This window comes from Paenibacillus antarcticus (assembly GCF_001637225.1).
Taxonomy (GTDB): Bacteria; Bacillota; Bacilli; order Paenibacillales; family Paenibacillaceae; genus Paenibacillus_AQ; species Paenibacillus_AQ antarcticus.
On record NZ_LVJI01000016.1, the window covers coordinates 284,543 to 308,979 of the forward strand.

18 protein-coding genes, 1 pseudogene and 1 riboswitch are annotated in these 24,437 nt (G+C 39.5%); of the genes and pseudogenes, 13 read left to right on the forward strand and 6 right to left on the reverse strand.

Features of this window, described 5'->3' with window-relative positions; genetic code table 11:
* The first annotated feature begins 61 nt into the window (after positions 1-61).
* Positions 62-607 carry a hypothetical protein gene (locus PBAT_RS12755; protein WP_068650103.1) on the forward strand — a complete coding sequence of 182 codons (546 nt, stop codon included), beginning with the start codon at positions 62-64 and terminating at the stop codon, positions 605-607.
* A gap of 107 nt (positions 608-714) precedes the next feature.
* Here the strand turns inward: PBAT_RS12755 and PBAT_RS12760 are convergent, their stop codons facing one another.
* On the reverse strand, positions 715-1,326 hold the full coding sequence (locus tag PBAT_RS12760; protein ID WP_068650104.1) for a DedA family protein: 612 nt from the start codon (positions 1,324-1,326) through the stop codon (positions 715-717).
* Between the two features lie 202 nt (positions 1,327-1,528).
* Between PBAT_RS12760 and PBAT_RS12765 the strand changes: the two genes are divergently transcribed.
* Positions 1,529-3,475 (forward strand): ATP-dependent DNA helicase, encoded by a 1,947-nt coding sequence (locus PBAT_RS12765; protein WP_068650108.1) that lies wholly within the window; start codon positions 1,529-1,531, stop codon positions 3,473-3,475.
* An 88-nt stretch (positions 3,476-3,563) separates the two neighbouring features.
* Here the strand turns inward: PBAT_RS12765 and PBAT_RS12770 are convergent, their stop codons facing one another.
* Positions 3,564-4,841: a serpin family protein gene (locus tag PBAT_RS12770; RefSeq protein ID WP_084403030.1), complete on the reverse strand. Its 1,278-nt coding sequence runs from the start codon at positions 4,839-4,841 to the stop codon at positions 3,564-3,566.
* A gap of 180 nt (positions 4,842-5,021) precedes the next feature.
* Between PBAT_RS12770 and PBAT_RS12775 the strand changes: the two genes are divergently transcribed.
* Complete coding sequence (locus tag PBAT_RS12775) at positions 5,022-7,655, forward strand: PAS domain S-box protein (protein ID WP_169810117.1); 2,634 nt, start codon at positions 5,022-5,024, stop codon at positions 7,653-7,655.
* Positions 7,656-7,886: 231 nt separating this feature from the next.
* Here the strand turns inward: PBAT_RS12775 and PBAT_RS12780 are convergent, their stop codons facing one another.
* Positions 7,887-9,170, reverse strand: a complete 1,284-nt coding sequence (locus PBAT_RS12780) for an MFS transporter (protein WP_068650112.1) — start codon at positions 9,168-9,170, stop codon at positions 7,887-7,889.
* 204 nt (positions 9,171-9,374) lie between these two features.
* Positions 9,375-9,569, forward strand: a riboswitch (cobalamin riboswitch).
* A 152-nt stretch (positions 9,570-9,721) separates the two neighbouring features.
* Here PBAT_RS12780 and metE point away from each other — a divergent pair.
* The 4 genes from metE to PBAT_RS12800 all read left to right on the forward strand — a co-directional run bounded on the left by metE (position 9,722) and on the right by PBAT_RS12800 (position 14,193).
* Positions 9,722-12,007, forward strand: a complete 2,286-nt coding sequence (gene metE / locus PBAT_RS12785) for a 5-methyltetrahydropteroyltriglutamate--homocysteine S-methyltransferase (protein ID WP_068650114.1) — start codon at positions 9,722-9,724, stop codon at positions 12,005-12,007.
* Positions 12,008-12,164: 157 nt separating this feature from the next.
* Positions 12,165-13,007 (forward strand): SPFH domain-containing protein, encoded by an 843-nt coding sequence (locus tag PBAT_RS12790; RefSeq protein ID WP_068650121.1) that lies wholly within the window; start codon positions 12,165-12,167, stop codon positions 13,005-13,007.
* A gap of 1 nt (position 13,008) precedes the next feature.
* Positions 13,009-13,191, forward strand: coding sequence for a type II toxin-antitoxin system antitoxin (locus PBAT_RS12795; RefSeq protein ID WP_068650125.1), 183 nt, complete (start codon positions 13,009-13,011; stop codon positions 13,189-13,191).
* Between the two features lie 165 nt (positions 13,192-13,356).
* Positions 13,357-14,193, forward strand: coding sequence for a VanW family protein (locus PBAT_RS12800; RefSeq protein ID WP_068650126.1), 837 nt, complete (start codon positions 13,357-13,359; stop codon positions 14,191-14,193).
* Here the strand turns inward: PBAT_RS12800 and PBAT_RS12805 are convergent.
* A pseudogene (locus PBAT_RS12805) lies at positions 14,190-15,516 on the reverse strand (LLM class flavin-dependent oxidoreductase). The gene PBAT_RS12800 and the pseudogene PBAT_RS12805 sit on opposite strands and share 4 nt — an antisense overlap.
* 409 nt (positions 15,517-15,925) lie before the next feature.
* Between PBAT_RS12805 and speD the strand changes: the two are divergent.
* From speD to PBAT_RS12825, 4 genes are all read left to right on the forward strand, one after another.
* A complete protein-coding gene (gene speD / locus PBAT_RS12810) occupies positions 15,926-16,741 on the forward strand; it encodes an adenosylmethionine decarboxylase (protein ID WP_068650127.1) in 816 nt (271 codons plus the stop codon).
* Positions 16,742-17,057: 316 nt separating this feature from the next.
* Complete coding sequence (locus PBAT_RS12815) at positions 17,058-18,383, forward strand: glycosyltransferase family 2 protein (RefSeq protein WP_068650128.1); 1,326 nt, start codon at positions 17,058-17,060, stop codon at positions 18,381-18,383.
* Between the two features lie 44 nt (positions 18,384-18,427).
* Positions 18,428-19,528, forward strand: a complete 1,101-nt coding sequence (locus PBAT_RS12820; RefSeq protein ID WP_068650129.1) for an acyltransferase — start codon at positions 18,428-18,430, stop codon at positions 19,526-19,528.
* Positions 19,529-19,532: 4 nt separating this feature from the next.
* Positions 19,533-20,669 (forward strand): glycoside hydrolase family 18 protein, encoded by a 1,137-nt coding sequence (locus PBAT_RS12825; RefSeq protein ID WP_068650346.1) that lies wholly within the window; start codon positions 19,533-19,535, stop codon positions 20,667-20,669.
* An 88-nt stretch (positions 20,670-20,757) separates the two neighbouring features.
* Here PBAT_RS12825 and PBAT_RS12830 read toward each other — a convergent pair whose 3' ends face one another.
* Positions 20,758-21,468 carry a peptidylprolyl isomerase gene (locus tag PBAT_RS12830; RefSeq protein WP_068650130.1) on the reverse strand — a complete coding sequence of 237 codons (711 nt, stop codon included), beginning with the start codon at positions 21,466-21,468 and terminating at the stop codon, positions 20,758-20,760.
* A gap of 175 nt (positions 21,469-21,643) precedes the next feature.
* Here PBAT_RS12830 and PBAT_RS12835 point away from each other — a divergent pair, with 175 nt between their 5' ends.
* Positions 21,644-22,573 (forward strand): hypothetical protein, encoded by a 930-nt coding sequence (locus PBAT_RS12835; protein ID WP_068650131.1) that lies wholly within the window; start codon positions 21,644-21,646, stop codon positions 22,571-22,573.
* Between the two features lie 21 nt (positions 22,574-22,594).
* Positions 22,595-22,963, forward strand: a complete 369-nt coding sequence (locus PBAT_RS12840; RefSeq protein ID WP_068650132.1) for a zinc ribbon domain-containing protein — start codon at positions 22,595-22,597, stop codon at positions 22,961-22,963.
* A 109-nt stretch (positions 22,964-23,072) separates the two neighbouring features.
* On the opposite strand, the gene PBAT_RS12845 is transcribed toward PBAT_RS12840, so the two are convergent.
* Positions 23,073-24,353 carry an ArsB/NhaD family transporter gene (locus tag PBAT_RS12845; protein WP_068650133.1) on the reverse strand — a complete coding sequence of 427 codons (1,281 nt, stop codon included), beginning with the start codon at positions 24,351-24,353 and terminating at the stop codon, positions 23,073-23,075.
* Between the last annotated feature and the right edge of the window lie 84 nt (positions 24,354-24,437).

Below are 24,437 nucleotides of genomic sequence, written 5' to 3' on the forward strand. Positions count from 1 at the left end.
CCAATTGGTATTATAAGGAATGTGTTAGACATACCAAAAAGAGCTATAAGGGGACTAAGCTATGAATTGGATCATGTTCATGATTATAGGTTGCGAAATTGCCTTTTGGGTATTCATCTTGCTAGGTTTAATATGTAGATATATTTTGAAGATGGAGAAGCTAGGATTGGTATTGTTATCATGTACACCGGTCATTGATCTCATTTTATTAATTGTAACTGGGCTTGATTTATATCGAGGAGCGATAGCGACTACGGCACATGCCCTTGCAGCTGTATATATTGGTGTGTCTATTGGATTTGGTAGAAGTATGATTGGATGGGTAGATGCACGATTTAAATATTACGTTACGAAGCAAGGGAAGTTACCCAATAGATTACACGGTAAGTCATTTGCCAAGCATTATTCAAAGGGATTTGTTAGGCACATCGTAGCTTATGTCATAGGGTGTGGTCTTCTTATGGCAATCCTGCACATCATTAATGACGCATCACGAACAGAAGCACTAAGTAATATGATGAAGATTTGGAGTATAATTGTAGGTGTGGATCTGATGATTACAGCTAGTTACTTCATGTGGCCACGTCAGGAGAAACGCAAAACTTAGTTCTTTCACTAGGTATAGAAAATACGCTACTTAGCCGAAAATAAGCTGGGTAGCGTATTATTGTTTGTGCATGACATCAAGTCATAGGGTTTATATGTGATTTAAGATTACGCTTTTTTTCTACTTCTTCGGATCCAAAAATACAATGCAGTAACAATACCAAGGGCAATGATTACATAAGCAACATTGGAATAGACATCCATATACTCGACGACGTTCTCCCAATTGTCTCCGACAGCGGCACCCACCATTACAAGAGCGACATTCCATATTACACTGCCAGCTATTGTGAAAATTAGAAATAGCCCGAACTTCATTTTAGCCATGCCTGCTGGGATTGAAATCAGACTACGAATCAAAGGGATCATCCGGCAAAAGAACACCGTCCAATATCCGTAGCGCTCGAACCAGGCATCTGCTTTGTGAATGTCTTCTTTCTTTACACGGAGGTAACGTCCCCATCGATCGATGATAGATTCTAATCTATCCACATTAAGTAGATGACCAACACCATATAGAATAATGGCACCAATCGTAGATCCGAGTGTTGCTACGGCAATGACGCCTGTAACCGTCAGATCAGTATGGGTTGTCATAAACCCTCCAAAGGTAAGAATGACTTCAGATGGAATCGGGGGGAATACGTTCTCCAAGGCAATCAGTAGAAAGATACCCCAATATCCGAATTGTTCCATAAAACTCGTAATCCAATTTTCCATGTAGAAAGATCCTCCAAGTAGGGTATATCTAGTTTTAAATAGTATAACTGAAATATTCATAATCTAAAACTTGAGAGTGACATTAGAAGTTAAAAGTTAGGGGGAATTGCTTTTATTTTCGTCATATGGCATAATGAAACGTTAGCTCATGTTTAAATATTGGGCTTTTTTGCAATATAACTTCATGGAGGTAAACAATATAGTGGAGCGTTATCCTTTTGAGCATGACCCTACCAAGCCTTTTATTCAGCAAGTTGGCGATTGGGTAGCAGATGTATTCTATGAACTATTACCAGAAGCGGGCTTTGAAGTCCGTGATGAACAGATATATATGGCGTTCCAATTGGAACGAGCTTTTGCAGATAAGAAAGCCATCTTTGCTGAGGCAGGCGTTGGAACGGGGAAGACGCTAGTCTATTTGTTGTATGCCCTTTGTTATGCTAGGTATACTCGTAAACCTGCTATAATCGCTTGCGCGGACGAGTCGTTAATTGAGCAGTTGGTGAAGCCAGAAGGGGATATTGCCAAGTTGGCTCAGCATCTTAGCTTAGCCATTGACGCACGTTTGGGGAAATCTCCTGATCAGTATGTATGTCTAGTGAAGTTGGATGAAGCTAGATTTAAGGACGAGCAGGGGGCCCAATGGGAGGATTTGTACGAGAATCTACCTGAATTTGTTCATAGCCCTCAACCCATGCAGACCTTCTATGCCTATGGTGATCGGAAGAACTATCCGCATCTAAATGATGAACAATGGCACAAGATTAATTGGGATTCCTTCCAGGATTGCTTCACATGTGACAGACGACATCGTTGTGGACAGACACTTTCCAGAGAATATTATCGTCATTCGTCGGACCTCGTGATATGCTCACACGATTACTATATGGAGCATGTATGGACATTCGAGGGAAGAAAGCGTGAGGGACAACTTCCGCTCTTACCTGATCATTGTGCGGTTGTATTTGATGAAGGGCATTTACTAGAGTCAGCAGCTATGAAAGCACTTGGTTATAAGATGAAGCATGTCATATTCGAAGAGTTGATTTTACGTTTGCTACAAGGAGAAGTACGTGAAGCGCTTGCTGTACTTATTGATGAAGCGATTGATCAATCTGAAATCATGTTTCATTTGTTAGAGAAGCACAGTGAGAGTATTCCAGGCTCTGATCGTAAGCAGATTCATCTGAATGACACGCTACTACAGGCAGTTCACCATTTCCGTAGTATCTTGACGGCTATCGAGGAAGAGCTTGTATTTGAAAGTGAGTTATATACATTAGACGATTATCAATTGCGGATTGTGGAAGAACATATTGAGATGATGCAGAAGGCTTTGGGTCTGTTTGAGAATTCTGAAGCTTTGATATGTTGGGTGACGGATAGTGAAGATGGGTTAACCTTGTCAATTATGCCAAAGGCGGTTAAAGAAGTATTGCAAGAACGGGTATTCAATACGAATATGCCAATTGTTTTCTCTTCCGCAACGCTTTCTGTTGATGGATCATTCCATTATGTAGCAGATAGTCTAGGACTGGACAATTACTTATCCTTCTCAGTGAATTCGCCATATGATTACCCAAATCAGATGCAAGCCTTTGCACCCAAATTAACGCAGGGGACTTTTGCTGAGAAGTTGGAGATTGCAGGGCAATTGCTGGAACGCACGAATGGAAGGGCTCTAATTCTCTTCCGTACGCATGAAGAGTTACAACAGTTCAAACAGCAGATTACACTAGATCCAAGGTGCTCAGATATGCCATTCTACTATGAAGGTGATCAGGAGATTAGTTATCTGATCTCGGCGTTTCAGAGGAATGAAGCAAGTGTACTATGTGCGGTAAGTCTGTGGGAAGGACTGGATGTGCCTGGCCCATCCTTATCGAACGTAATTATATGGTCGCTCCCTTTCCCTCCAAACGACCCAGTGTTTATGGCGAAGCGGAATGCCTCTGCTTCTCCGTTTGAAGAAGTGGATCTACCTCATATGCTATTACGCCTAAGACAAGGTATGGGGCGTCTGATTCGATCCCGTGGGGATCAAGGGATTATTGCTATTCTTTGTGAAGAATTACAGCAGAAGGATAATGTGCGCGAGCATGTCCTATCCGTAATGCCAGAAGGCGTTACCCTACAAGAGACGTTATAGCGTTAGATATATAGTGAAAAACCTTAATTCATCAGAAATGATGGTTAAGGTTTTTTTGTATAGATATTGTTAGAAATTTGAAGCATACCTATATACCTGAAATCACTATGATGTGTGACTTCTTATGGTTGGTAATTGTACCTAGAAACAGCCAGGCCTTACTCTGTGTATCTTCAATCGCGAAGAAGAAGGGGCGATCTACATTCATGTCAACTGGGGGTGCAGGAGCGCCTGAAGTAGGTGTTAGGACACCAGTAACTGCAGCAGCTTCTGTTCCCTTTTCATTAACTTCTAGAAAAGTTTTATGTAGAACTTGATCGATATATAATGGTGTGATCGTGGACATTTGTGAGAAGTCTGCCTTATTAGGGTCGAAGGCGTAAGTCATCCCAAGTGCTTGAAGTGCTTTTTTTAGCTTGTTCTCATATTTTGCTGTGAACCTTGGCAGGTTTATGTGAACATTCTTGGAGTCGAATGTCTTTTGCCAAGGGGAAGGATCTTTAACAAGTTGTTGTGTAAGTATATCTATTGTTGTTTGTTTATGTGGAAGGATGATGAGCATAGACATGCGACCATCACCGTATGGAAGGCGAATTGCTTGCCAATCTTCCGATTCCGCATAAGGAAACTCGTGAGTCTGTTGCATCATTTGTACGTTCTGGATCGATCCATCTCCCAATGTGAAAGGATGCTGTTCCGTAAGATCCTCTGAGAAAGGATGTTTCCATGTCCCTTTGAAATAGATGGCGTTAATAAGAACAGATAGAGTATCTGTGCTTAAAGGCTCGCTTAATATGCTATCAATTTTATTTTGTGTTTTCTTCTTCACCCAATCATTTATCTTATTCATCGTACGGGAACTACTCAAGTTGTCTTCAGCATTAATCTCCGCTTTGTAGCTGTTCTCTCCTGTATTGAGGAAGGATGGTCTGATCTTGGGACCTTCTTGATACCAGATGGAGTTGGCAATACTCAATTCGATGCCCTCATCAGAATGTTCAAGCAGTTTCCTCTGTTGCTCATTCGCTTGATTTAAGTTCTCTAACGTCGTGTTACTCCAACCAAGCGCCTTGGCCATTTGAATGGCTGTATCGCTAGATGCCCCATTGTAAGCCATGGCTAATGCGCTTGAAATGCTATAAGGGGAGATGATTATATTCTCAGTCTTATCGCTCTTTAATAATTCCTTCAGGAGCTGGATACCTAATGTATTCTCGGATTGAATGACTTGTTTATCGATAAGTTGTGCGGCTACTTGTCTATCCTCGTAGGATATGGACACAATTGTGTTCTTTGCTACTCCTGAGCAGGCAGAGAGTAAGGCTAATAGGAGTAAGCCGGTGATAACACGTGTTTTCAAAATCACTGTAGGAGAGCCCCCCTTTGAATTTCATATAGATCTCAATACCTGTAACGTATCTAAGAGGTGAAATGTTCCATAATTGTAGAATTAATATGTATGGAACTGTTGTGAAATATATCGCTTTTTATCGGAAATATGATTATTATATGTATGATCTAATAAATGTGAATGGAGGGTCCGGTTTTGCAAAGTAAACATTCGGAACAACATTCTTTATATGAGCATGTTTTTGCTAACGCTCCAACAGGGATTGCAGTGACCACATTCGATGGTCAATGGGTGAATGTAAATGCTAGTTGGTGTCAATTATTCGGATATTCTAAAGAGGACTTTATAAAGCTTACTTTAAAAGATGTGACCTATCCGGAAGATTGGAATTACGAGCAGTTAGAACTACAACAATTAATCCATGGGCAATTGCCGTCATGTACATTGGAAAGACGTTATCTTCATAAGGATGGAACGATCATATGGGCCTCTGTCCATATTTCAGCATTAAAGGATGAATCGACTGGAGAAATCCCTTATTTTATAATACATATCATTGATATTTCTGGAGAAAAAGAGGCGGAAGAACAACTTTTGTATACCAAGAGATTATTTCAACTTGTATCTCAGAATACGCAGGATATAATTTATTGTTGTGAACCGGATGGACACTGCTTGTATTGTTCACCGTCTATTCAGGGGCTATTAGGATATTCTCCAGAGGAGATGCTGCATAAGAATGCAATGGATTTAATATACCCTGACGACTTGCATGCATTGAGACAAAAGAAAGTCCTCAAAAACGGTCTTCGGCAATTCAGAGTTCGTCATCGTAATGGAAAATATCTGTGGTTCGAAGGTTCATTTAATTCTAGTCTGAACGAAGACGGGGTTATGAATATTATGGCGGTCGGTCGCGATATAACGCTACGCAAGAGAAGTGAGCACATTATTGCGGAATCACAGCGGATCGCCTTAATGGGGAGTTGGGAGTGGGATATTGAGCATCATCAATTGATATTCTCAGAACAATTGCTCGAGGTATACCATTGGGAGGCAAGGGAGGTTGGACCACAATCATTAGATATATACGACCTTGTACAGGGTGATGAGCAGGGACGGTTTAAAGAGAGCATTGCGAAGGTGCTAGATGAAGGAAGCGAACTTTGTTTTGAATTCCAGCATATCCAAGCAGATGGAATAGTTCATTACTTACATCTTCGTGGGGTTCTTGCTTTGGATGAGAATGGGAATACTGCCCGGATGAATGGAACGGTTCAAGATATAACAGATCGAAAAATGGTTGAGTTGAAGCTTCAAGAGATGCTTGAGCGTTACACCTCACTTAAGAAATATAACTATGATGCCGTGATTTCACTTGATTTGGAAGGGAATATCGTGAATTCCAATGCCAGGGCTCAAGAACTTACGGGTTATTGTGTCAATGCAATGATAGGTTTAAGTATTTCTGAAATCATAGGAAGCCAGCATTTACAGAGTATTCTTGCATATTCGATGAATGACGTGATCATTGAGAATAATATTGAGAGTATTACACATAAAAGTGGTCTTTGTGTGGATGTATTGGTAACCATCGTTCCTATTATTATTAATGAAGAGAATGTCGGTTTCTATATCTTGATCAAGGACATTACAGAACAGAAGAAGTTGTTGATTGCGAAGGAAACGGCGGAGAGTATGAACAAAGCCAAAAGTGAGTTTCTAACCATCATGAGCCACGAGATTCGCACACCTATGAATGGCGTGATCGGCATGGCAGAGCTATTATTGGAGACGACACAGCTTGATACGCAACAGAGGGAGTATTTGGAGATCATTCGTAAGAGTGGGGATGGACTATTAGGCATTATTAATGACATTTTGGACCTTTCCAAAATTGAATCAGGGAAGGTTGTTTTACAGGAAAAACCTTTGGAAGTGAGAAGTTGTATAGCCGATATACTAGATGTATTGTCACCTACAGCTGAGGAAAAGAAGCTTAATATGAGTTACTGGGTGAATCCCAACGTGCCAGAGTCATTCATCGGGGATACGGATCGCTTGAAGCAAGTGCTGATGAACCTCATTGGTAATGCGGTTAAGTTTACTTTCTCAGGAGATATCACAATTAACGTTGATCTAGTATCTCGTAATTACAACAATACAGAACTTAAGTTTGTCATTAAAGATACGGGTATTGGCATCCCTCAGGCTAAAGTAAACCAACTATTTGAGCCGTTTAGTCAAGTGGATCATTTCATGACGCGCAATTATGAAGGCACCGGGCTTGGTCTTGCCATCAGTAAAAAAATAGTGGAGTTAATGGGTGGAACAATTTCACTGGAAGATTTGGATGAAGTGGGTGCAACATTTGTATTTACGATTCATTTAAAAGAAAGTCAGGGTAACGTTAAAGTTATGGATAACCGATTATTTAGTATTGATCACAAGGAGTCTGAACCCTCTTTAAGGATTTTAATAGCCGAAGATAATGAAATCAATCAACTCGTATTGAAGAAAATGCTTGAGAAACAAGGGCATACCACCCATGTTGTCAGTAACGGAAATGAAGTCATTCAACAATTGGCATATGAACGTTATGACATTATCTTCATGGATGTACAAATGCCAGAAATGAACGGATTTGAGGCGACAGCTATTATAAGAGAGACGATATCATCTGAGTTGTGTCCTATTATTATAGCTGTCACTGCAAATGCCTTGAAGGGCGATCGTGAGAAATGTTTGGCTGCTGGGATGGATAATTATATTAGCAAACCAATTAAGTCGTTAGTATTAAAGGAAGTTATTGCGGAGTATTTTGGATGAAGATTGGATTTTTATATCTAGTCTACAATAGAAAAGAAATAGAAGAAGGCCTGGCTGCTTTTATACAGCCAGGCCTTCTATTTATGGAGCTGATCTCACCATGTCATTACAACACCCAACTTATCAAAGTAAGGATTTAACTGTAGTTGAAGTACCTTATAATAGCTGCCTCATCTCGAACTGGGGAGTTCTGGACTTGATTCAGATACTCAATCACAATTGTTTGGATTGTTATTCTGTGACTAAGGATTCGATCTTTGGTTGTGGACGTGACTTTCGAAACATCGTGTAATACAGGGCGGCGGCACTGACGTATAACGCACCTGTGATGCTGAAAGTGACGGCATAACCCCAATAGTAACCGTAAGTTGTAACAAAGTAGGATTGAATGGGACCCATGAATGCCCATCCGAGCATAAATGCAGTCTGCGTAATGGAATTGGCTATGCCTCGACTTGAATCAGATACACGATCAATCAAGACGGTAGACTGAATGGGATTGGCTGCATTCATCAATGCTTGTCTAAATAGGAAGCTCACAGCTGCGATTGCAAATAGATTGGTAAACCCCGTCAAAAGAAGGAATGGAAGGGAGAGTAATTGAAAGCAGACGACCGCCTTCACAGAACCAACCTTTGCAGCTAAAGATGGGCCGATTAACATAGATACGATCGTCATAATCTGTCCAAGTGAGATAAGTAAACCCACGGCACTAAGTGACACAGAGAAACGATTAGTGAAATATAGATTCAAATAAGGAATAACGAGCCCAGATCCGATACCGATAATAAGCTGGACGAGTGCAAACTGTCCTATCATGGTGTAATCAGTTCTCAGATTGTTGGATGCAACCTTTAACGGTTGATCTATTGTTGTGATAAGGTTCTTCTTGGGTGTAACCGTTCGCGTAGCTTCAACGATGAAGAGTAATGGAATGAACGCTGCAAAAGTAGCTACTCCCCCTATGGCCAATACGATTTGCAGACTAGTAATACGGTTCATACCGAATACTTGCAAGAGATCGGCTAACATTCCGCCACCCATACTACCAAGCACTTGTGATGCAAGGACGAGGGATGAATAATAACTGAAAATACGTAGTCTCTGTTTTATAGGAATACTTTCAGCAAGGAATGGGATAGCCAATACTTGAAAGATGGAAGCGAATAAGCCAGAGAAAACAGCAAGTGACAATAGACTGAATTCCGAATCGAAGAGGGATCGTCCGATAAAAGCTAATCCACTAAACATGGCTCCAATGATGAGGAGCTTCTTGCGACTCGTCCGGTCTCCAAGAAGACCGACAGGAATGAACATGAGAGCCGTAGCCAATGACTGAATACTTACGACTTTTCCGGTCATGGCATCTTCGTAACCAAGGCCTTGGATGTAGAGATTATATAAGACGGAGAACATTCCGCCTCCGATCTGAAATAACACATTTGCTAGAAAAAACAATTTAATATTGAGGGAAAGATCATTCCAACCCTTTTTGACTTGATGTAAATGGCGCATGATGTATTCATATCCTCCTAATATGTACTACCAACTATACTATTTTAACAGTTTTGGAGTGGACTAGGGAGTGATCTTTCATAAGTTATTTGTATTTGATATCGTATTTAATATCAACTATAATCATAGGATAACTAGTATTTGTAAATAAGTTATTGCATAAATATACATTTAGATGTATTATATGCAAAGGAAGTCAACAGAATAACATTGTGCAAATAAGGTGCTTTAGTTGAACTAACTTTAGCTTAAAAGGGAAGTCCGGTGTAATACCGGCGCGGTCCCGCCACTGTAACAGAGGAGTCGCTGCTTAGTAACCACTGATCGTACGGATCGGGAAGGGGAGCAGATGGATTACGATTCTGGAGCCAGGAGACCTGCCTATTTTGTCAACACTGATGTACCTACGGGAGATAGGGAGGTGTTAAAGATTGCGACTAGAGTAAGTATATCCTAGGGCATCTTTATCCTTTTTATAAAAGGGTGAAGATGCCCTTTTTGGATGTTTTTTTGAATATATATAGTTAAATATGAGGAGGCGTAATGTACACATGTTAAAGAGCAGTAATCTAGGGTACCCACGTATTGGGGCTAATAGAGAATGGAAGAAGACACTTGAGGCATACTGGGCAGGCAAGTTGGATGAATCGCAATTGATTAGTCAGTTGGAGAATATTCGTTTAGACCATTTGAAGCTTCAGCAAGAAAAGGGAATTGATCTTATTCCTGTAAATGATTTCTCGTTCTACGATCACATATTAGATACCTCAGCAATGTTCGGACTTGTACCAGAACGCTTTTCTTATACTGGTGGTGTAGTTCCGTTCTCTACCTATTATGCTATGGCAAGAGGAGACAAAGGTGCAGCTGCATGCGAGATGACGAAGTGGTTTAATACCAATTATCATTATATTGTGCCAGAGTTAAATGGGGCAGCCCCAACATTAACAGAGAACCGTCCTCTTAAGGCTTATCAAGAAGCGAAAGAAAAGTTAGGGATTGAAGGCAAACCGGTATTGGTTGGATTGTATACGTTCTTGAAACTTTCCAAAGGATATGAGCCGGACCAAATAGATGATAAGATCGAACAATTCTTACCTATCTACACGCAAATTGTACAAGAGCTTGCACAAGCAGGTGTTCAATGGGTCCAAATCGATGAGCCTATTCTAGTAACATCTATTACGAAAGCAGATCTAGAGAGAATTCGTCGTATTTATACCGCTTTAAATGAAGCAGCGCCAGCGTTAAATATTATGTTACAGACGTATTTTGAAGCGGTTGATCATTATGAAGACATCATTTCACTTCCAGTTCAGGGGTTAGGACTTGATCTTGTTCATGGCTTAGAGCAGAACTTACAGTCGATTAAGAAATTCGGATTCCCAGAAGGCAAGACACTTGGTGCCGGTCTGATTGACGGTCGTAACATTTGGCGTTCAAGTCTTGAATCTCCACTACAGTTGCTTAAAGAGCTATCAGAGTTCGTAACTTATGATCAAATTCTGGTGCAGCCATCGTGTAGCTTACTTCATGTTCCGGTTAGTACGAAACCAGAGACTGCCTTAGATCCTGTGTTAAAAGAGGCGTTAGCTTATGCAGATGAGAAGTTGGATGAGATTGTTCTTCTTGTGGCAGCTACAAGTGGACAAGAGGGTGTAGATGAGAAATTAAGTCATAGCAGAAAAGCAGTTGAAGCGCTCAATGCATCACAGTCAAGAAATCGGGTTGAAGTTCGAGAAGCTGCGGCGAATAGGGATTCTCAGCCATCGACAAGAAAGAATGTATTTGCTAAACGTCAGGTTAGTCAGCAAGAGAAATGGCAGCTTCCTTTCCTACCGACAACAACAATCGGAAGTTTCCCGCAGTCACCAGAGATTAGAAAAGCTCGCCAAAGCTTCCGTAAGGGAGATTGGAGTAACGAGCAATATGAGATTTTCATTGAAGATCAGATTCAAATCTGGATCAAACTTCAAGAAGAGATTGGTATTGATGTACTTGTTCATGGTGAATTCGAAAGAACGGATATGGTTGAGTTCTTCGGAGAGAAATTGAATGGATTTGCCTTCACGTTGAATGGCTGGGTACAATCTTATGGTTCACGCTGCGTGAAACCGCCAGTGATCTACGGCGACGTAGAATTCATTGCCCCAATGACTGTGAAGGAAAGTGTGTATGCTCAGTCTCTTACAGACAAACCGGTCAAAGGGATGTTGACGGGTCCACTGACGATATTGAACTGGTCTTTTGTACGTGATGATCTTCCTCGTAATGAAGTGGCCTTCCAGATTGCATTAGCATTAAGGGAGGAAGTAGAGGCGCTTGAGAAGGCTGGCATTGAAATGATTCAAGTGGATGAGCCTGCACTTCGAGAAGGTTTGCCGCTGAAGAAAGAGAAGTGGGATAGCTATCTGGAAGATTCCATTCTTGCCTTCCGTCTTTCTACATCTACTGTAAAAGACACAACGCAAATTCATACACATATGTGTTATTGTGAATTCCACGAAATGATTGATGCGATACGTGCATTAGATGCCGATGTTATTTCCATCGAAACATCTCGTAGTCATGGCGAACTTATTCATACTTTTGAAGAATCCACATATGAGCTAGGTATTGGCTTAGGTGTATATGACATTCATAGTCCTAGAGTTCCGGCTGTAGAGGAAATGGTATCCATGATCGATAGAGCGCTACAAGTATTAGACCCAGCATTATTCTGGATTAATCCAGATTGCGGGTTGAAGACTCGTGGAATAGAAGAAACGGTTGCATCTCTGAAACATATGGTGCAGGCAACTGAAATTGCAAGAGAAGCGAGAAGTGTAGCGAACTAATAACGGAATAGATGATACAAATAGGCTTCCCTTAGAAATAGGGAAGTCTTTTTTGTAGGATTTTTTTGAAAAAAGATTATTGTAAATAAAATCCAAAAGTAATATCATATAAATATCAAATTAATACTATATTTCAGGAGGTAAGATTAAACAAAACATGAAAGAGAACAAAGCATGGTCGATTAGTGGATTTGTGGGATTGCTATTAATGCTTGGATTTATTGCCTTAGCAATCTACAGCTTAATAAATGATGGTGTCGTATTAGGAGTAATATCGATTGTTATTGCGGTTACCTTGTTAGCTTCCTTTACTGTCGTTCAGCCTAATCAAGCTCAGGTTATTACATTCTTCGGTAAATATATTGGGTCTATCCGTAGTAGTGGATTCTGGATGACCATTCCGTTTTCATTTCAAAAGAAAGTATCTCTTCGTGTGCGTAATTTTAATAGCGTTAAACTTAAAGTGAATGATATTGAAGGAAATCCGATTGAGATCGCGGCAGTAGTTGTATTTCGTGTTACGGATTCCGCTAAAGCATTATTTGAAGTTGAGAAATATGAGGTGTTTGTCGAAATTCAGAGTGAAACGGCACTTCGTCATGTAGCGAGCAAATATCCATATGACCGATTTGAGGGTAATGGATATTCACTTAGGGGTAACGCTGAAGAAGTGGCAGCAGAATTAGGCGAGGAATTACAGAAGAGGCTGCAGGTTGCTGGTGTAGAGGTTATTGAGACACGCTTGACGCATCTTGCTTATGCTACAGAAATTGCCAGTGCAATGTTGCAACGCCAGCAGGCATCCGCTATTATATCAGCACGGGAAAAGATTCTTGAAGGGGCAGTGACTATGGTGCAAATGGCTATCACACGGATTGAAACTGAGGGGATCGTTCAGTTGGATGAAGAACGTAAGGCAGCAATGATAAATAATTTAATGGTAGCAATCGTGTCCGACCGCTCGGCACAACCTATCATTAATACGGGTACGATATACTAAGGTGGCAACGAAGAAGAATTTCCCCTTGAGACTGGATCCTAAGCTTTACGCAGCGTTAGAGCGGTGGGCCCAAGACGAATTACGTAGCGTAAACGGACATATAGAATTTGTACTGCGTGAAGCGCTTAAGGATGCGGGTCGACTGAACACAATTAATCAAGGAAAAGAGAAAGATCAGGAGTAATTATAATTCTAGTGCGGATAAGAGATCCCCGACAGTATTCAATGCTGTTGAGGGGTCTTTTAATTTTAGAAACACACACAAATAAGATTATATAAGGTAAAATATATCCAAATATAAAAATAACATAGTTATAAGAAACAGGGAGGTCCACAACCCAAGGAGGAGATATCGGTGAAGCCTAAGAAAAGGTCGCAACTGAGACTATTTGTAGGGAAGCATTATTTTGTCACTCGAAGATATATGAAATGGATCTTGGGCAAAGAAAGATATGCAAAGAAGATATCTCTAGATCCATTGGGACACACTATAAGTTCGCATAACACACCATTGCTAAGAGAACTTAAGAATGTAGATATGTGGATGCAGCATAATAAAGTAATCAACCTGAAGATTGCACTTGAGCAACTGAATGGTATTGTACTTCAACCTGGGGAGACATTTTCTTATTGGAAGCTAATAGGAAAACCTACGAAACGTAAGGGGTACCAGGAGGGAATGGTGTTATTTTATGGCGATTTCAAAGCAGGCGTAGGCGGTGGATTATGTCAATGCTCGAATCTTATTTATTGGATTACATTACATACCTCGCTTACGATAACGGAGAGACATCGTCATAGTTATGACGTGTTCCCTGATGCAAGACGCACACAGCCTTTTGGAAGTGGAGCAACATGTGCCTATAATTATCTAGATCTTCAGATTCGTAATGATACTGAAGTTCCATATCAGTTATGTCTTTACATGGACGCAAACGATTTAATTGGGGAATGGAGAGCGATGAATCCGGAGTCTTATACATATGAAGTATACGAACGAGACCACCGGATTACGCTTGAGGCATGGGGCGGATATGTTAGGCATAATATCATTCATCGTAAAAAGTATAATTCCCAACATGAACTGATCGATGATCAGTTCATTACAGAGAATCATGCGATTATGATGTATCAGCCATTATTGAAAGAACCTGAACAGGATATTGAAATGGAGAATAATGCTTAAGGTTTAACCTGAACTATATTATTACGGTTCTTTGGACGCGATAGACCAAGATGCTCACGCAAGGAACTGCTTACATATTCTTTTCGGAAGAGACCACGTTTCTGTAACTCGGGATGACGAGATCAACGAAATCGTCGAGTCCACCGGGTAAGAAAGGAGGCATGATATTAAAACCATCTGCGGCACCGTTATTAAACCATTCTTCGAGTTGATCTGCAATCTGTAGGGGTGTACCCTTGATAGTCCAATGTCCACGTGCACCAGCAATATGTTGGTACAGTTGTTTGATTGTTAATCCATCGCGGTCTGCTAAATCCTTAATAAGCTTAAACCGACTTTTGGCGCCGTTAATTTCTGAAAGATCAGGTAAGTTAGGAAGAGGGCCATCAATAGGATAGCCACTTAGATCGAAGCTAATGAGACTGGAGAGCAAGGATACCCCTACAGCAGGATGAATTAACTCCTTGAGTTGTGCTTCTAGTTCATCGGCTTCTGCCGTGCTACGACCTATGATAGGTAAGACCCCTGGCATGATCTGTATATCTTCAGGAGAACGCCCATATCGAGGGAGACGATCTTTAATGTCTATATAGAACGACTGTGCTTCCTCTAAGGTCTGCCATGCTGTGAATATATCTTCTGCCGTTTGCGCCGCGAATTCACGACCAGATTCCGATGAACCAGCTTGTATAATCACGGGATGTCCTTGTGGTGGACGAGCAATATTCAGTGGACCTCGGACAGAGAACCACTCACCTTTGTGATCGAGTGCTCGTACTTTGTTAAAGTCTGAAAAAATACCCGATTCCTTATCGTTAATAATCGCATCATCGTGACAACGTCTACGAATTCCTTTGCACGTTCATAACGGAGATCGTGACGTAGATGTTGATCTTTGCTGAAATTGGCTGCTTCAGCTGGATTTCCAGAAGTGACGACATTCCATGCAGCTCGCCCCCCACTTAAATGGTCAAGTGAGGCAAATTTGCGAGCGACATGAAAAGGTTCATTGTATGTGGTGGAGACGGTTGCAGCTAGACCAATATGGCTAGTCACGGATGCAAGTGAAGATAATAAGGTAAGGGGCTCGAAGATGGAGCTTACAAAGCGACTGGAGATATCACCAGATGTTTTCCCTCCGAGACCGTCGGCGAGGAAGATCATATCGAATTTGCCGCGTTCCGCTGTTTGGGCAAGACGCCTATAGAACTCGAAGTTCATTACGTCATCGGCCTGAGCATCAGGATGACGCCAAGCAGCGACGTGATGTCCAGGAATCACAAAGAAAGCTCCTAATTTCATTTGACGATTGTTTTGGCTCATCATGATATCCTCCTTATTAGTTCAACGGTAGTTACTTTCCAAGCGGCACAGCATAGATTATTTCAGGAAGAATCCAGCTTCCTGAGTTTGCTCATATGACGAAGCACAAAAACCAGAGATATATCCTAATGAAAGGGGATATCTCTAGCTATCCGGTAGAACTAGAATATATTTATTCCGACTATTTTAGTATAAAATGGATACTAACATGAAAATTTATATACATCAACATAAATTCAGATCATAAATTTATTTTCCCTAAATGGAATAGATCTTCTCTATGGTGATGTGTTTATTTTGATTATAATGGGTAAGAACAGTTAAACAGCAAGATTTATTATCGGTTCACTTCGAATATAAAAAGACTATATTAGAGTTCGAATGTTGGAACAACGAGAGGAATTGACTTATGAAGATCACACCAGAACAAACAATTAAATTGCATGGCTTCAATAACCTGACGAAATCCCTAAGTTTCAACATGTATGATATTTGTTATACCAGAACGAAAGAAGAACGTGAAGCTTATCTAGAATATATTGATGAACAATATAATGCAGATCGTTTAACTACTATTCTGCAGACTGTATCCAACATCATTGGTGCACATGTACTCAACATTGCGAAACAGGATTATTTCCCACAAGGAGCAAGTGTAACCATGCTTGTGTCAGAAGGTCCAGTAGAAACAGCGCCAACAAGTTCGTTCCAGGAGTCACCAGGTCCATTACCAGAGACAGTCCTGATGCATTTGGACAAAAGCCATATTACGGTTCATACTTATCCTGAGTACCATCCTGATGAGGGTATTAGTACATTTCGAGCAGATATTGACGTATCTACGTGTGGGGAAATTTCCCCTCTTAAAGCACTCAACTATCTCATTCACTCGTTCGATACGGACATTATGACGATAGATTACCGAGTTCGAGGTTTCACACGTGACATTAGCGGACATAAGTTATTCATTGATCACGATATTAACTCCATTCAAAATTACATCCCAGAAGAAGTGCAAGAGCAATATGATATGATTGATGTTAACGTATATCAAGAGAACATATTTCATACCAAGTGTAAGCTCAAAGCATTTGATCTAGATAACTATCTCTTTGGCTACACCAAAGTAACGCTAGATGCAGGGGAACAAGATAAGATTACGAAGAGAATAACGGAAGAAATGGATGAAATTTATTACGGGAAGAATATGAAACGTGGGACTTGATCAACGATTAAATTACACATGATCAACACATGGAATAGGCAATGACGGTGATTTCACCATCATTGCCTATTTTTTATTATTTTCGTAAGAAAAGCACGACGTTACATTACATTCAACATTTAAAATGTAAATGATTGTATGTTATTTAAATGCAAAAATAAGTACATTTTCAGAAAGTTTTGAAAATAACGCTTTCAACGGTTGCTATTTTTAACTTTATTTACTATTATTTATAATTAATTGGACTAAAAAAGGGAGTTAATGGAAAAAAATTAATTCATATTTAGATTCAAAATAGAGAAAAAGGAGTGAGTCCATGCAGTACTTTTTTTACTTATCTACATTTATTTTTATTGGTTTTCAAATTATTTACACGATTATCCCCTTATTTGCAAGTAAAGTTAAGCCATTAAATATCGATCTTTCAGAAAAGACGATCTCCGTTCTAGTACCTGCTTACAACGAGGAGCTAACCATTAAGAATTGTATAGATGCAATGGAGGGCTTAAATTACAGCAACTATGAAGTCATCATCATTAATGATGGTTCAAAGGATCAGACGATGAGTAAGCTGACTGAGCTTTTAGACTTAACCCTAAGTGAGCGAGAAGCAGATGGTAAGCTCAGTTATGCGGCTATTAAAGGGATGTATCATTCGGAGAAATATGACAATATTTTTGTAATCGATAAATTTAATGGAGGAAAGGCGGATTCCCTCAACGCCGGTATCGATTGTGCGAAGTCTGATATTGTTATTACGCTAGACGCAGATAGTATGTTAGAGATTAACTCGCTTAAATATGTGAATCAATATTTCCATGATGACGAGGTTATCGCATTAGGTGGTACTGTCAAAATCGTACAAGGCGCGGAGAAAAAGGATGGCGTTATCCTAGATAAATTTACGGGTAAAGGAATTATTAAAAGCCAAGTTATTAGTTACATACACGGATTCTATTGCAGGAAATTAACACAATCTGCATTTAATTCAATTGTTGTTATTTCAGGGGCATTCGGTGCTTTTTATAAAAGTATATTGGTTGACGTAAATGGATTTAGAAGTACGGTAGGGGAAGATATTGATATCACTCTGAAAATTCATGAGTACATTAAGGAGAACAACTTAAATAAGAAGCTTGTCTATGCGCCAGAAGCTGTATGCTACACGGAATGCCCTGAGAACATTACGAACTTCTATAAACAAAGAATACGTTGGCAAAAAGCTTATGTCGATTGCATTCTAATCTATTGGTCCAAATTATCACGAAAGTTTAGTTTTGGAGTCAGCATCTTTTTTGCGATAGACGGATTTGTGCTAGGCACACTAACGGCATTTACAACCATTTTTTATCTCATACAGGCAATCTTTCTAGGTACAAACTTAACGCAATTGATCATCCTTATGTCGTCGGTTCTTCTCATTAATGCGCTGCAAATTGGGGTTTCGTTGATCTTATGTAAAAAGTATGGAAGCAATTATTCATTAAAAGATTATATCCATATGTTTGTCTTTAGCCAATTTGAATTACTGACCTATCGAAATTTACTTCTTTATATGAATATCGTAGGCACATTTAAGTACTTTGATAACGACGAAGGCTGGGGATTCGTTGAGAGAAAAGGTGTTTCAAGCATAAGTTAATTCCTACTTAAAATATATGAGAACTGCAATTTCGGGAGGTTAATATGAGTCATATACTAAAAGATAAACGAATTATATTCATAGATATACTAAGAATACTGTCCATCGTAGCCGTCATCATTTTGCATTACACGGCGGACTTGCTTACAAGGACAAATGATTTCAATACAACATCATGGTGGATTAGTAACTTTTTCAATTCGATATCAAGGTTTGCCGTTCCGGTGTTTTTTATGATTAGTGGTTCGATGATTCTTAGGGTTGAAGTGAAATCATACCGACATTTTTACTTGAAGAAAGTTCTCCCTCTAATTATTTCGTTACTTAGCTGGTCATTAATATATGCCGTGTACACGCAATACTTTATTCTGAAAAGTAGTATGAGTGTTTATGGGTTTCTTGTTCATTTTGCAAATGGTTTGATATACGATAGAAATTATGTTCATTTATGGTTTCTGTATGCGATCATTGCGATATACATAACTGTCCCATTAATTAGTAAGTTGGTAAAAGCGTGCAGTGAAAAGGATTTGAGATATTATCTACTATGTTGGTTCTTAATAAGTGTGGTTTATAAATTCATATCTGACGTCGTATTCCGAGTAACCTCTGAATATATCAGTATACCCATAACGAATATCCCTTTATTCATGGGTTATCTAGGATATTTTATTTTAGGGTATTATCTCTATAACTATGATATATCGAGTAAATTGAAAAATATTTTCTATAACTTAGGAATCATATCTTTCTTTATAACACCAGTAGCTACGTATTTTGCATCCTTTTACAGTGGCGTACTAGATGAGATGTTCTACGGAAATTACTCGCTCACCACATTTTGTATGGCGATAGGAATGTTTATTTATTTTCAAGCAAAAGAAACCGTTATTAGTGAGCGAATTAATTACAAAATCAAAAAAATAATTAGTTCAGTCTCGAAAGCAAGCTTTAGTATTTATCTTATACATTTGTTAGTTGAGATATTGGTCTCGAAGCGAGCAGCAATAGAAGCGAATTTATTTGAAACTACAATGAGTCTTATTTTTAATGTAGCGGTTATTTTCTCGATAAGTTATATCACGGTTAAAGTGTTAAATCTAAATAAATATGTGACACAAGTGTTATTTGGAGGGAAAAGTTAACATGATCAAAATAAGTCTTTTTACAAAAGCCTTCGTAGCTATATTAGTTGTAGGTATGGGGATTTACTTTTACGATACTATTTATTCAGACAAGAAAGTAACCTCTGTGTACATACCCATATGGAAAGACTTTAAAGATATCGATCTAAAAGGGAAGAATGTCGATATCGCTATTATTGCCTTTGCCAAAATCGATAAAACAAATATATATTTTGATCTAGACCCTGCTAAAAATGAGGTCATTAAAGAGAACATAAAGAAGCTACAAGAAAATAATAAAAAGACGAGCTTTATACTTGGCGTTGGTGGTTATAAAGCAGATGGATTCTCCGATGCTTCCATGGACGGCAATCGGTACTCTTTTACAGAAAGTATTCTCGCTATGGTGAAAGAGTTAGATCTAGATGGGATAGATATCGACTGGGAATATCCTGCTTTTGATGCATGGAATACGATTAAAGCAAGACCAGAAGATACCAATAACTTCACCAATCTAATGAAAGAACTGAAAGAGAAGTTGGATAGACTCCCTCGTAAAAATAAAAATTACTATTTAAGTTTTGCTGCTGGGAACGAAGATTGGTACTTTAAGAATGTTGAGGTTAAAAAAGTAGAAAAGTATGTGGATTTCATTAATGTGATGAGTTATGACTTAACTGGAGCTTGGTCAGAAACAACAGGGTATAATTCAAATTTATATAAAGATAAGAATGAGAAGAGTAGAACTAGCGTAGATCGTATTATTAACCTTTACTTAGAGCGCGACATTGATGCTAGCAAGCTGCTATTAGGAATTCCCGCCTATTCTTACGCTTGGGAGAATGTTAAGAGTGCTACGAATCAGGATGCTGCGTTCACCTTGGGTAAACCGATTAACATCGACAAAGTAGATTTAAGCTACAAGACGATACAGGATAAATATTTAGAGAAAGATGGGTTTAAGCGGTACTTTGATGATACAGCAAAGACAGCCTTTTTATATGACGGTAATACGTTTATTACTTATGAAGATGAAGAAGCCTTGGAGGCAAAAGTTAAATATGTTAGAGATAAGAAGCTAGCCGGTGTCATGGTGTGGGAATATTCGCAAGACTCCGACGAGGGTATTGTAAAGTATTTAGCGGATAATCTTAATAAGTAATATCCGGTCGTTCATTTCTGTTCTAATCAAAAAGCCGCGATATCCTATAACAGGATACCGCGGCTTTTTAAATGAAAATGATATCGATTTATTTCTCAGTAATCTTAACATTTTTAATCTGAATCTTCTCTGTTGGTGTGCTCATTTCACCACTCATACCTACCTCAACAGGTGTGGCAGCAATCTGTTTTACAACATCCATTCCATTCGTAATTTTACCGAAGATAGTGTAGTTAGGCTGATTGTTTAGAGAAGTGCTATCTGCACCGGTACAGATGAAGAATTGGCTTCCATTTGTATTTGCTCCAGCATTAGCCATAGCTACAACACCAGGTTCATATTGATAACTCGTCTTCTCATCTTCGAATTGATACCCAGGTCCGCCTGCACCAGTACCTTGTGGATCGCCAGTCTGTATCATGAAACTCTCAATAATTCGGTGGAAGATGACGTCGTCGTAGAAACCTTGTTTAGCTAGGAATACAAAGTTATTGACAGTCTTAGGTGCGTCCTTAGCATAAAGCTCGATAGTGAAAGTTCCTTTGTTCGTAGTAACTTCAGCCTCATAGGATTTCGTGCTGTCAATCTCCATAGCTGGAGGGTTGTCCCAACTCTTCGTTGTTTGAGTAGGTGTTTCCTCTGCGGGTGGAGTCGGTTCAACAGGCGTTGTTTGTTCTGTGTTACTTCCCGTTGTTTGATCCGGTGTGGACTCTTCTGTGGGCTTGTTACCGCAACCGCTTAACACTAGAGCAGCAGTAATAAGCGTAATTAACGGCATGAATAGATGTTTCTTTTTCATAAATACGTGTTCACTCCTTTATATCAAATATCTTGTCTTATCATATCGATATTTCGAGTAAAAATCTAGTTCACCTGATTTCAGTTCTTCAAATTACCAACAATTTGAAACTTGTTGGGGAGTAATAACGTTTAATATTAATATGGGAGTGGGATTGTAATGGGAGGGATTGCTCATGTTTCATGATTTAAATGTACGTCTGGCTGAAGTCAAAGAGAAAGGTCGCAAATACAGAAAGTGGGATAAGCGCCTTGTGGATCTCGGACTTTCGTTAGAGCAGTATGAGCGTGAAGCGAATAACTGGGAACAGCGCCTACAACGTGAAGAGCAGGATGTAGAGAGAATGACGGGAATGTCTTTATTTAACCTCATCTACAGTGTTATGGGCAAGAAGGAAGAAAAGATTGAACGTGAACAGCTTGAAGTACTTGAAGCAAAGGTGAAATATGATGAAGCATTACGTACGTTGAAAGATACGAAAGATCAAATACATGACGCTCAGCAACAACTTTCTCATGTCAGGGGTTGGGAAGTAGAATACGACGCAATCATAAGACAAAAAGAACAATCCCTCCTACACAGTAACAGGGAACTTATGGAACTTGTTGATCAACAAACGGATATACGACTGACTCTGAAAGAGTTGAAGGAGGCCATTCAGGCGGGTAACTCAGTTATGGATAGTCTGAAGAGCGCATCAGATGGGCTTCAGAAAGCTAGAGACTGGGGCACGTATGACCTTCTTGGCGGGGGAATGATTGCGACCCACATAAAGCATAACAATATTGATGATGCGATGTCGTATATTCATGATGCTCAAAGGGAATTGAGCTTGTTCTCGAAAGAACTGAGAGATATCCAGATGACCACATTGATTGAGATAGATATTGGAGATTTCCTTAGATTTAGTGATTATTTCTTCGATGGATTTATTTCGGATTGGATGGTTCAAGGTAGAATTAATGATACACTAGATCAAGTAGAAGGTAAGGCAAACTCAATACATGAGATACTACAACAACTGGACAATGAATATGAGAAGCTAGATTCTGAGTTAATGACTTTGAATCTTCATTACACAATGATACTTGAACAAGCAGAATAGAATATACGGAGGTAAGAACATATGAGTTTTTTTGATAAATTGAAATCAGGCGTATCGGAAGCTGGTAATAAAGCCAAGGTAGCTGTAGAAATTAATCGGCTGAGGATGCAGAACAGTTCTAAACAAAGAGAAATATTAGATCATTATCAGGAGATTGGACGCTCCGTATTTATGTCATTAACCAATGAGAATCAGTCACTTAATAATGATCATCTTGAACCCATCATCCAACAAATATTAACTTTAAAAGATGAGATTCAGAAGAATCAGGACCAAATGGGTAGTGTTGGGGATGAGAAAGATTGTGTCTGTGGGCAAAAGGTTGCGATAGCAGCACGATATTGCCCAGCGTGTGGGCATGCATTTGAAGTTATTGATATCGGGGAGTAGAGTTAAATATTGTTCGATTTGCTGTTGGTGTGAGACGCGTCGGTGTGATATTAAAAAGCAGGACCATTAATCATGATGGTCCTGCTTTTTCATTATTCGTACATATGAATTACATTAAATATCGAAGATAGATATATATCGTTGAAATGATAATGGACAGAATCATAAGTGGGAATCCGTATTTAAGAAATTGTACAAACGTAATCGGCTGCCCTTCTTTGGCGGATAACCCCGCGACAATAAGATTTGCACTGGCACCGACTAACGATCCATTTCCTCCAAGACAGGCACCTAATGCTAGGCTCCACCACACAGGTTCAAGATTGCTTACACCCATGGAACCCATATCCTGAATCAGAGGAATCATGGTAGCTACGAAAGGGATATTATCTACAAAGGCGGAGGCGATGGCACTAAGCCATAGAATTAGCATGGAAGTGGAAGCTACATTTCCTCCGGTTAGAGCCATAGCTTGTTTCGCTAATGCTGTTATAACCCCCGTCTCAATCAATCCAGATACGAGTACGAATAGCCCCACGAAGAAGAATATGGTTGTCCATTCAATCTTAGCAAGAGCCTTCTCTAAGAAATGTTCTCCACTAAGAAGTAGCAATAGAAAGGCTCCAGTTAAAGCAATGGTAGCCGATTCTAGATGTAGCATCTGATGTATGAAGAAGCCGATCATCGTAAGTCCTAGCACGGATAAGCATTTGATAAGTAATGTTCGGTTCGTAATGACTGCTTTTTCATCCATGTCCATCAGGCTATGCATTAATTCGGGTTTTGTCTTCAATTGTTTACGAAATATAAGAACAAGTATAGGAATCATAACCATCATGATGATGATAATTACTGGCGCTAGATTCTCAATAAATGCCATGAAGGTTAGTTCCTTTACTGCACTTCCGATCATAATGTTGGGTGGATCTCCGATCATCGTAGCTGTCCCACCGATATTTGAAGCTAAGATCTGAGCAAACAAATAAGGAAAAGGGTTAACTCGTAGTTGACTTGTAATGCTGAAGGTAACGGGTACCATGAGTAGTACGGTAGTTACATTGTCTAAGAATGCAGATGCAAGTGCCGTAATAAGTGTGAGCGAGATAAGAATACGAATGGGGTGTCCTTTAGCTTTTTTCGCTGCCCAAATCGCGATGTACTTGAATAAGCCAGTCTCAGCCGTGATATTGACCATGATCATCATGCCAATGAGAAGACCAATTGTATTGAAATCGATATGGTGTAAGGCTGTTTCTTGATCAACAACGCCTAAAATAACCATAAGAATACCGCCTATCATAGCTACGATCGTGCGGTGTATTTTTTCAGATATAATAAATCCATACACAATGAGGAAAATACCAATAGCTAGAATCGTCTGATGTTCCATAATGCCTCCTATAGTTGTCCGGTATATAATAACGACAGTAAGCTGTCGTCAATCAGTAATTATAGAGGATAATGAAGGGTACAA

Excerpts from the sequence above, each read along its gene's own strand:
- PBAT_RS12755 (WP_068650103.1), top strand. The coding sequence starts at position 62 with ATGAATTGGATCATGTTCATGATTATAGGTTGCGAAATTGCCTTTTGG.
- PBAT_RS12760 (WP_068650104.1), bottom strand. The coding sequence starts at position 1,326 with ATGGAAAATTGGATTACGAGTTTTATGGAACAATTCGGATATTGGGGT.
- PBAT_RS12780 (WP_068650112.1), bottom strand. The coding sequence starts at position 9,170 with ATGCGCCATTTACATCAAGTCAAAAAGGGTTGGAATGATCTTTCCCTC.
- metE (WP_068650114.1), top strand. The coding sequence starts at position 9,722 with ATGTTAAAGAGCAGTAATCTAGGGTACCCACGTATTGGGGCTAATAGA.
- PBAT_RS12790 (WP_068650121.1), top strand. The coding sequence starts at position 12,165 with ATGAAAGAGAACAAAGCATGGTCGATTAGTGGATTTGTGGGATTGCTA.
- speD (WP_068650127.1), top strand. The coding sequence starts at position 15,926 with ATGAAGATCACACCAGAACAAACAATTAAATTGCATGGCTTCAATAAC.
- PBAT_RS12815 (WP_068650128.1), top strand. The coding sequence starts at position 17,058 with ATGCAGTACTTTTTTTACTTATCTACATTTATTTTTATTGGTTTTCAA.
- PBAT_RS12820 (WP_068650129.1), top strand. The coding sequence starts at position 18,428 with ATGAGTCATATACTAAAAGATAAACGAATTATATTCATAGATATACTA.
- PBAT_RS12830 (WP_068650130.1), bottom strand. The coding sequence starts at position 21,468 with ATGAAAAAGAAACATCTATTCATGCCGTTAATTACGCTTATTACTGCT.
- PBAT_RS12835 (WP_068650131.1), top strand. The coding sequence starts at position 21,644 with ATGTTTCATGATTTAAATGTACGTCTGGCTGAAGTCAAAGAGAAAGGT.
- PBAT_RS12840 (WP_068650132.1), top strand. The coding sequence starts at position 22,595 with ATGAGTTTTTTTGATAAATTGAAATCAGGCGTATCGGAAGCTGGTAAT.
- PBAT_RS12845 (WP_068650133.1), bottom strand. The coding sequence starts at position 24,353 with ATGGAACATCAGACGATTCTAGCTATTGGTATTTTCCTCATTGTGTAT.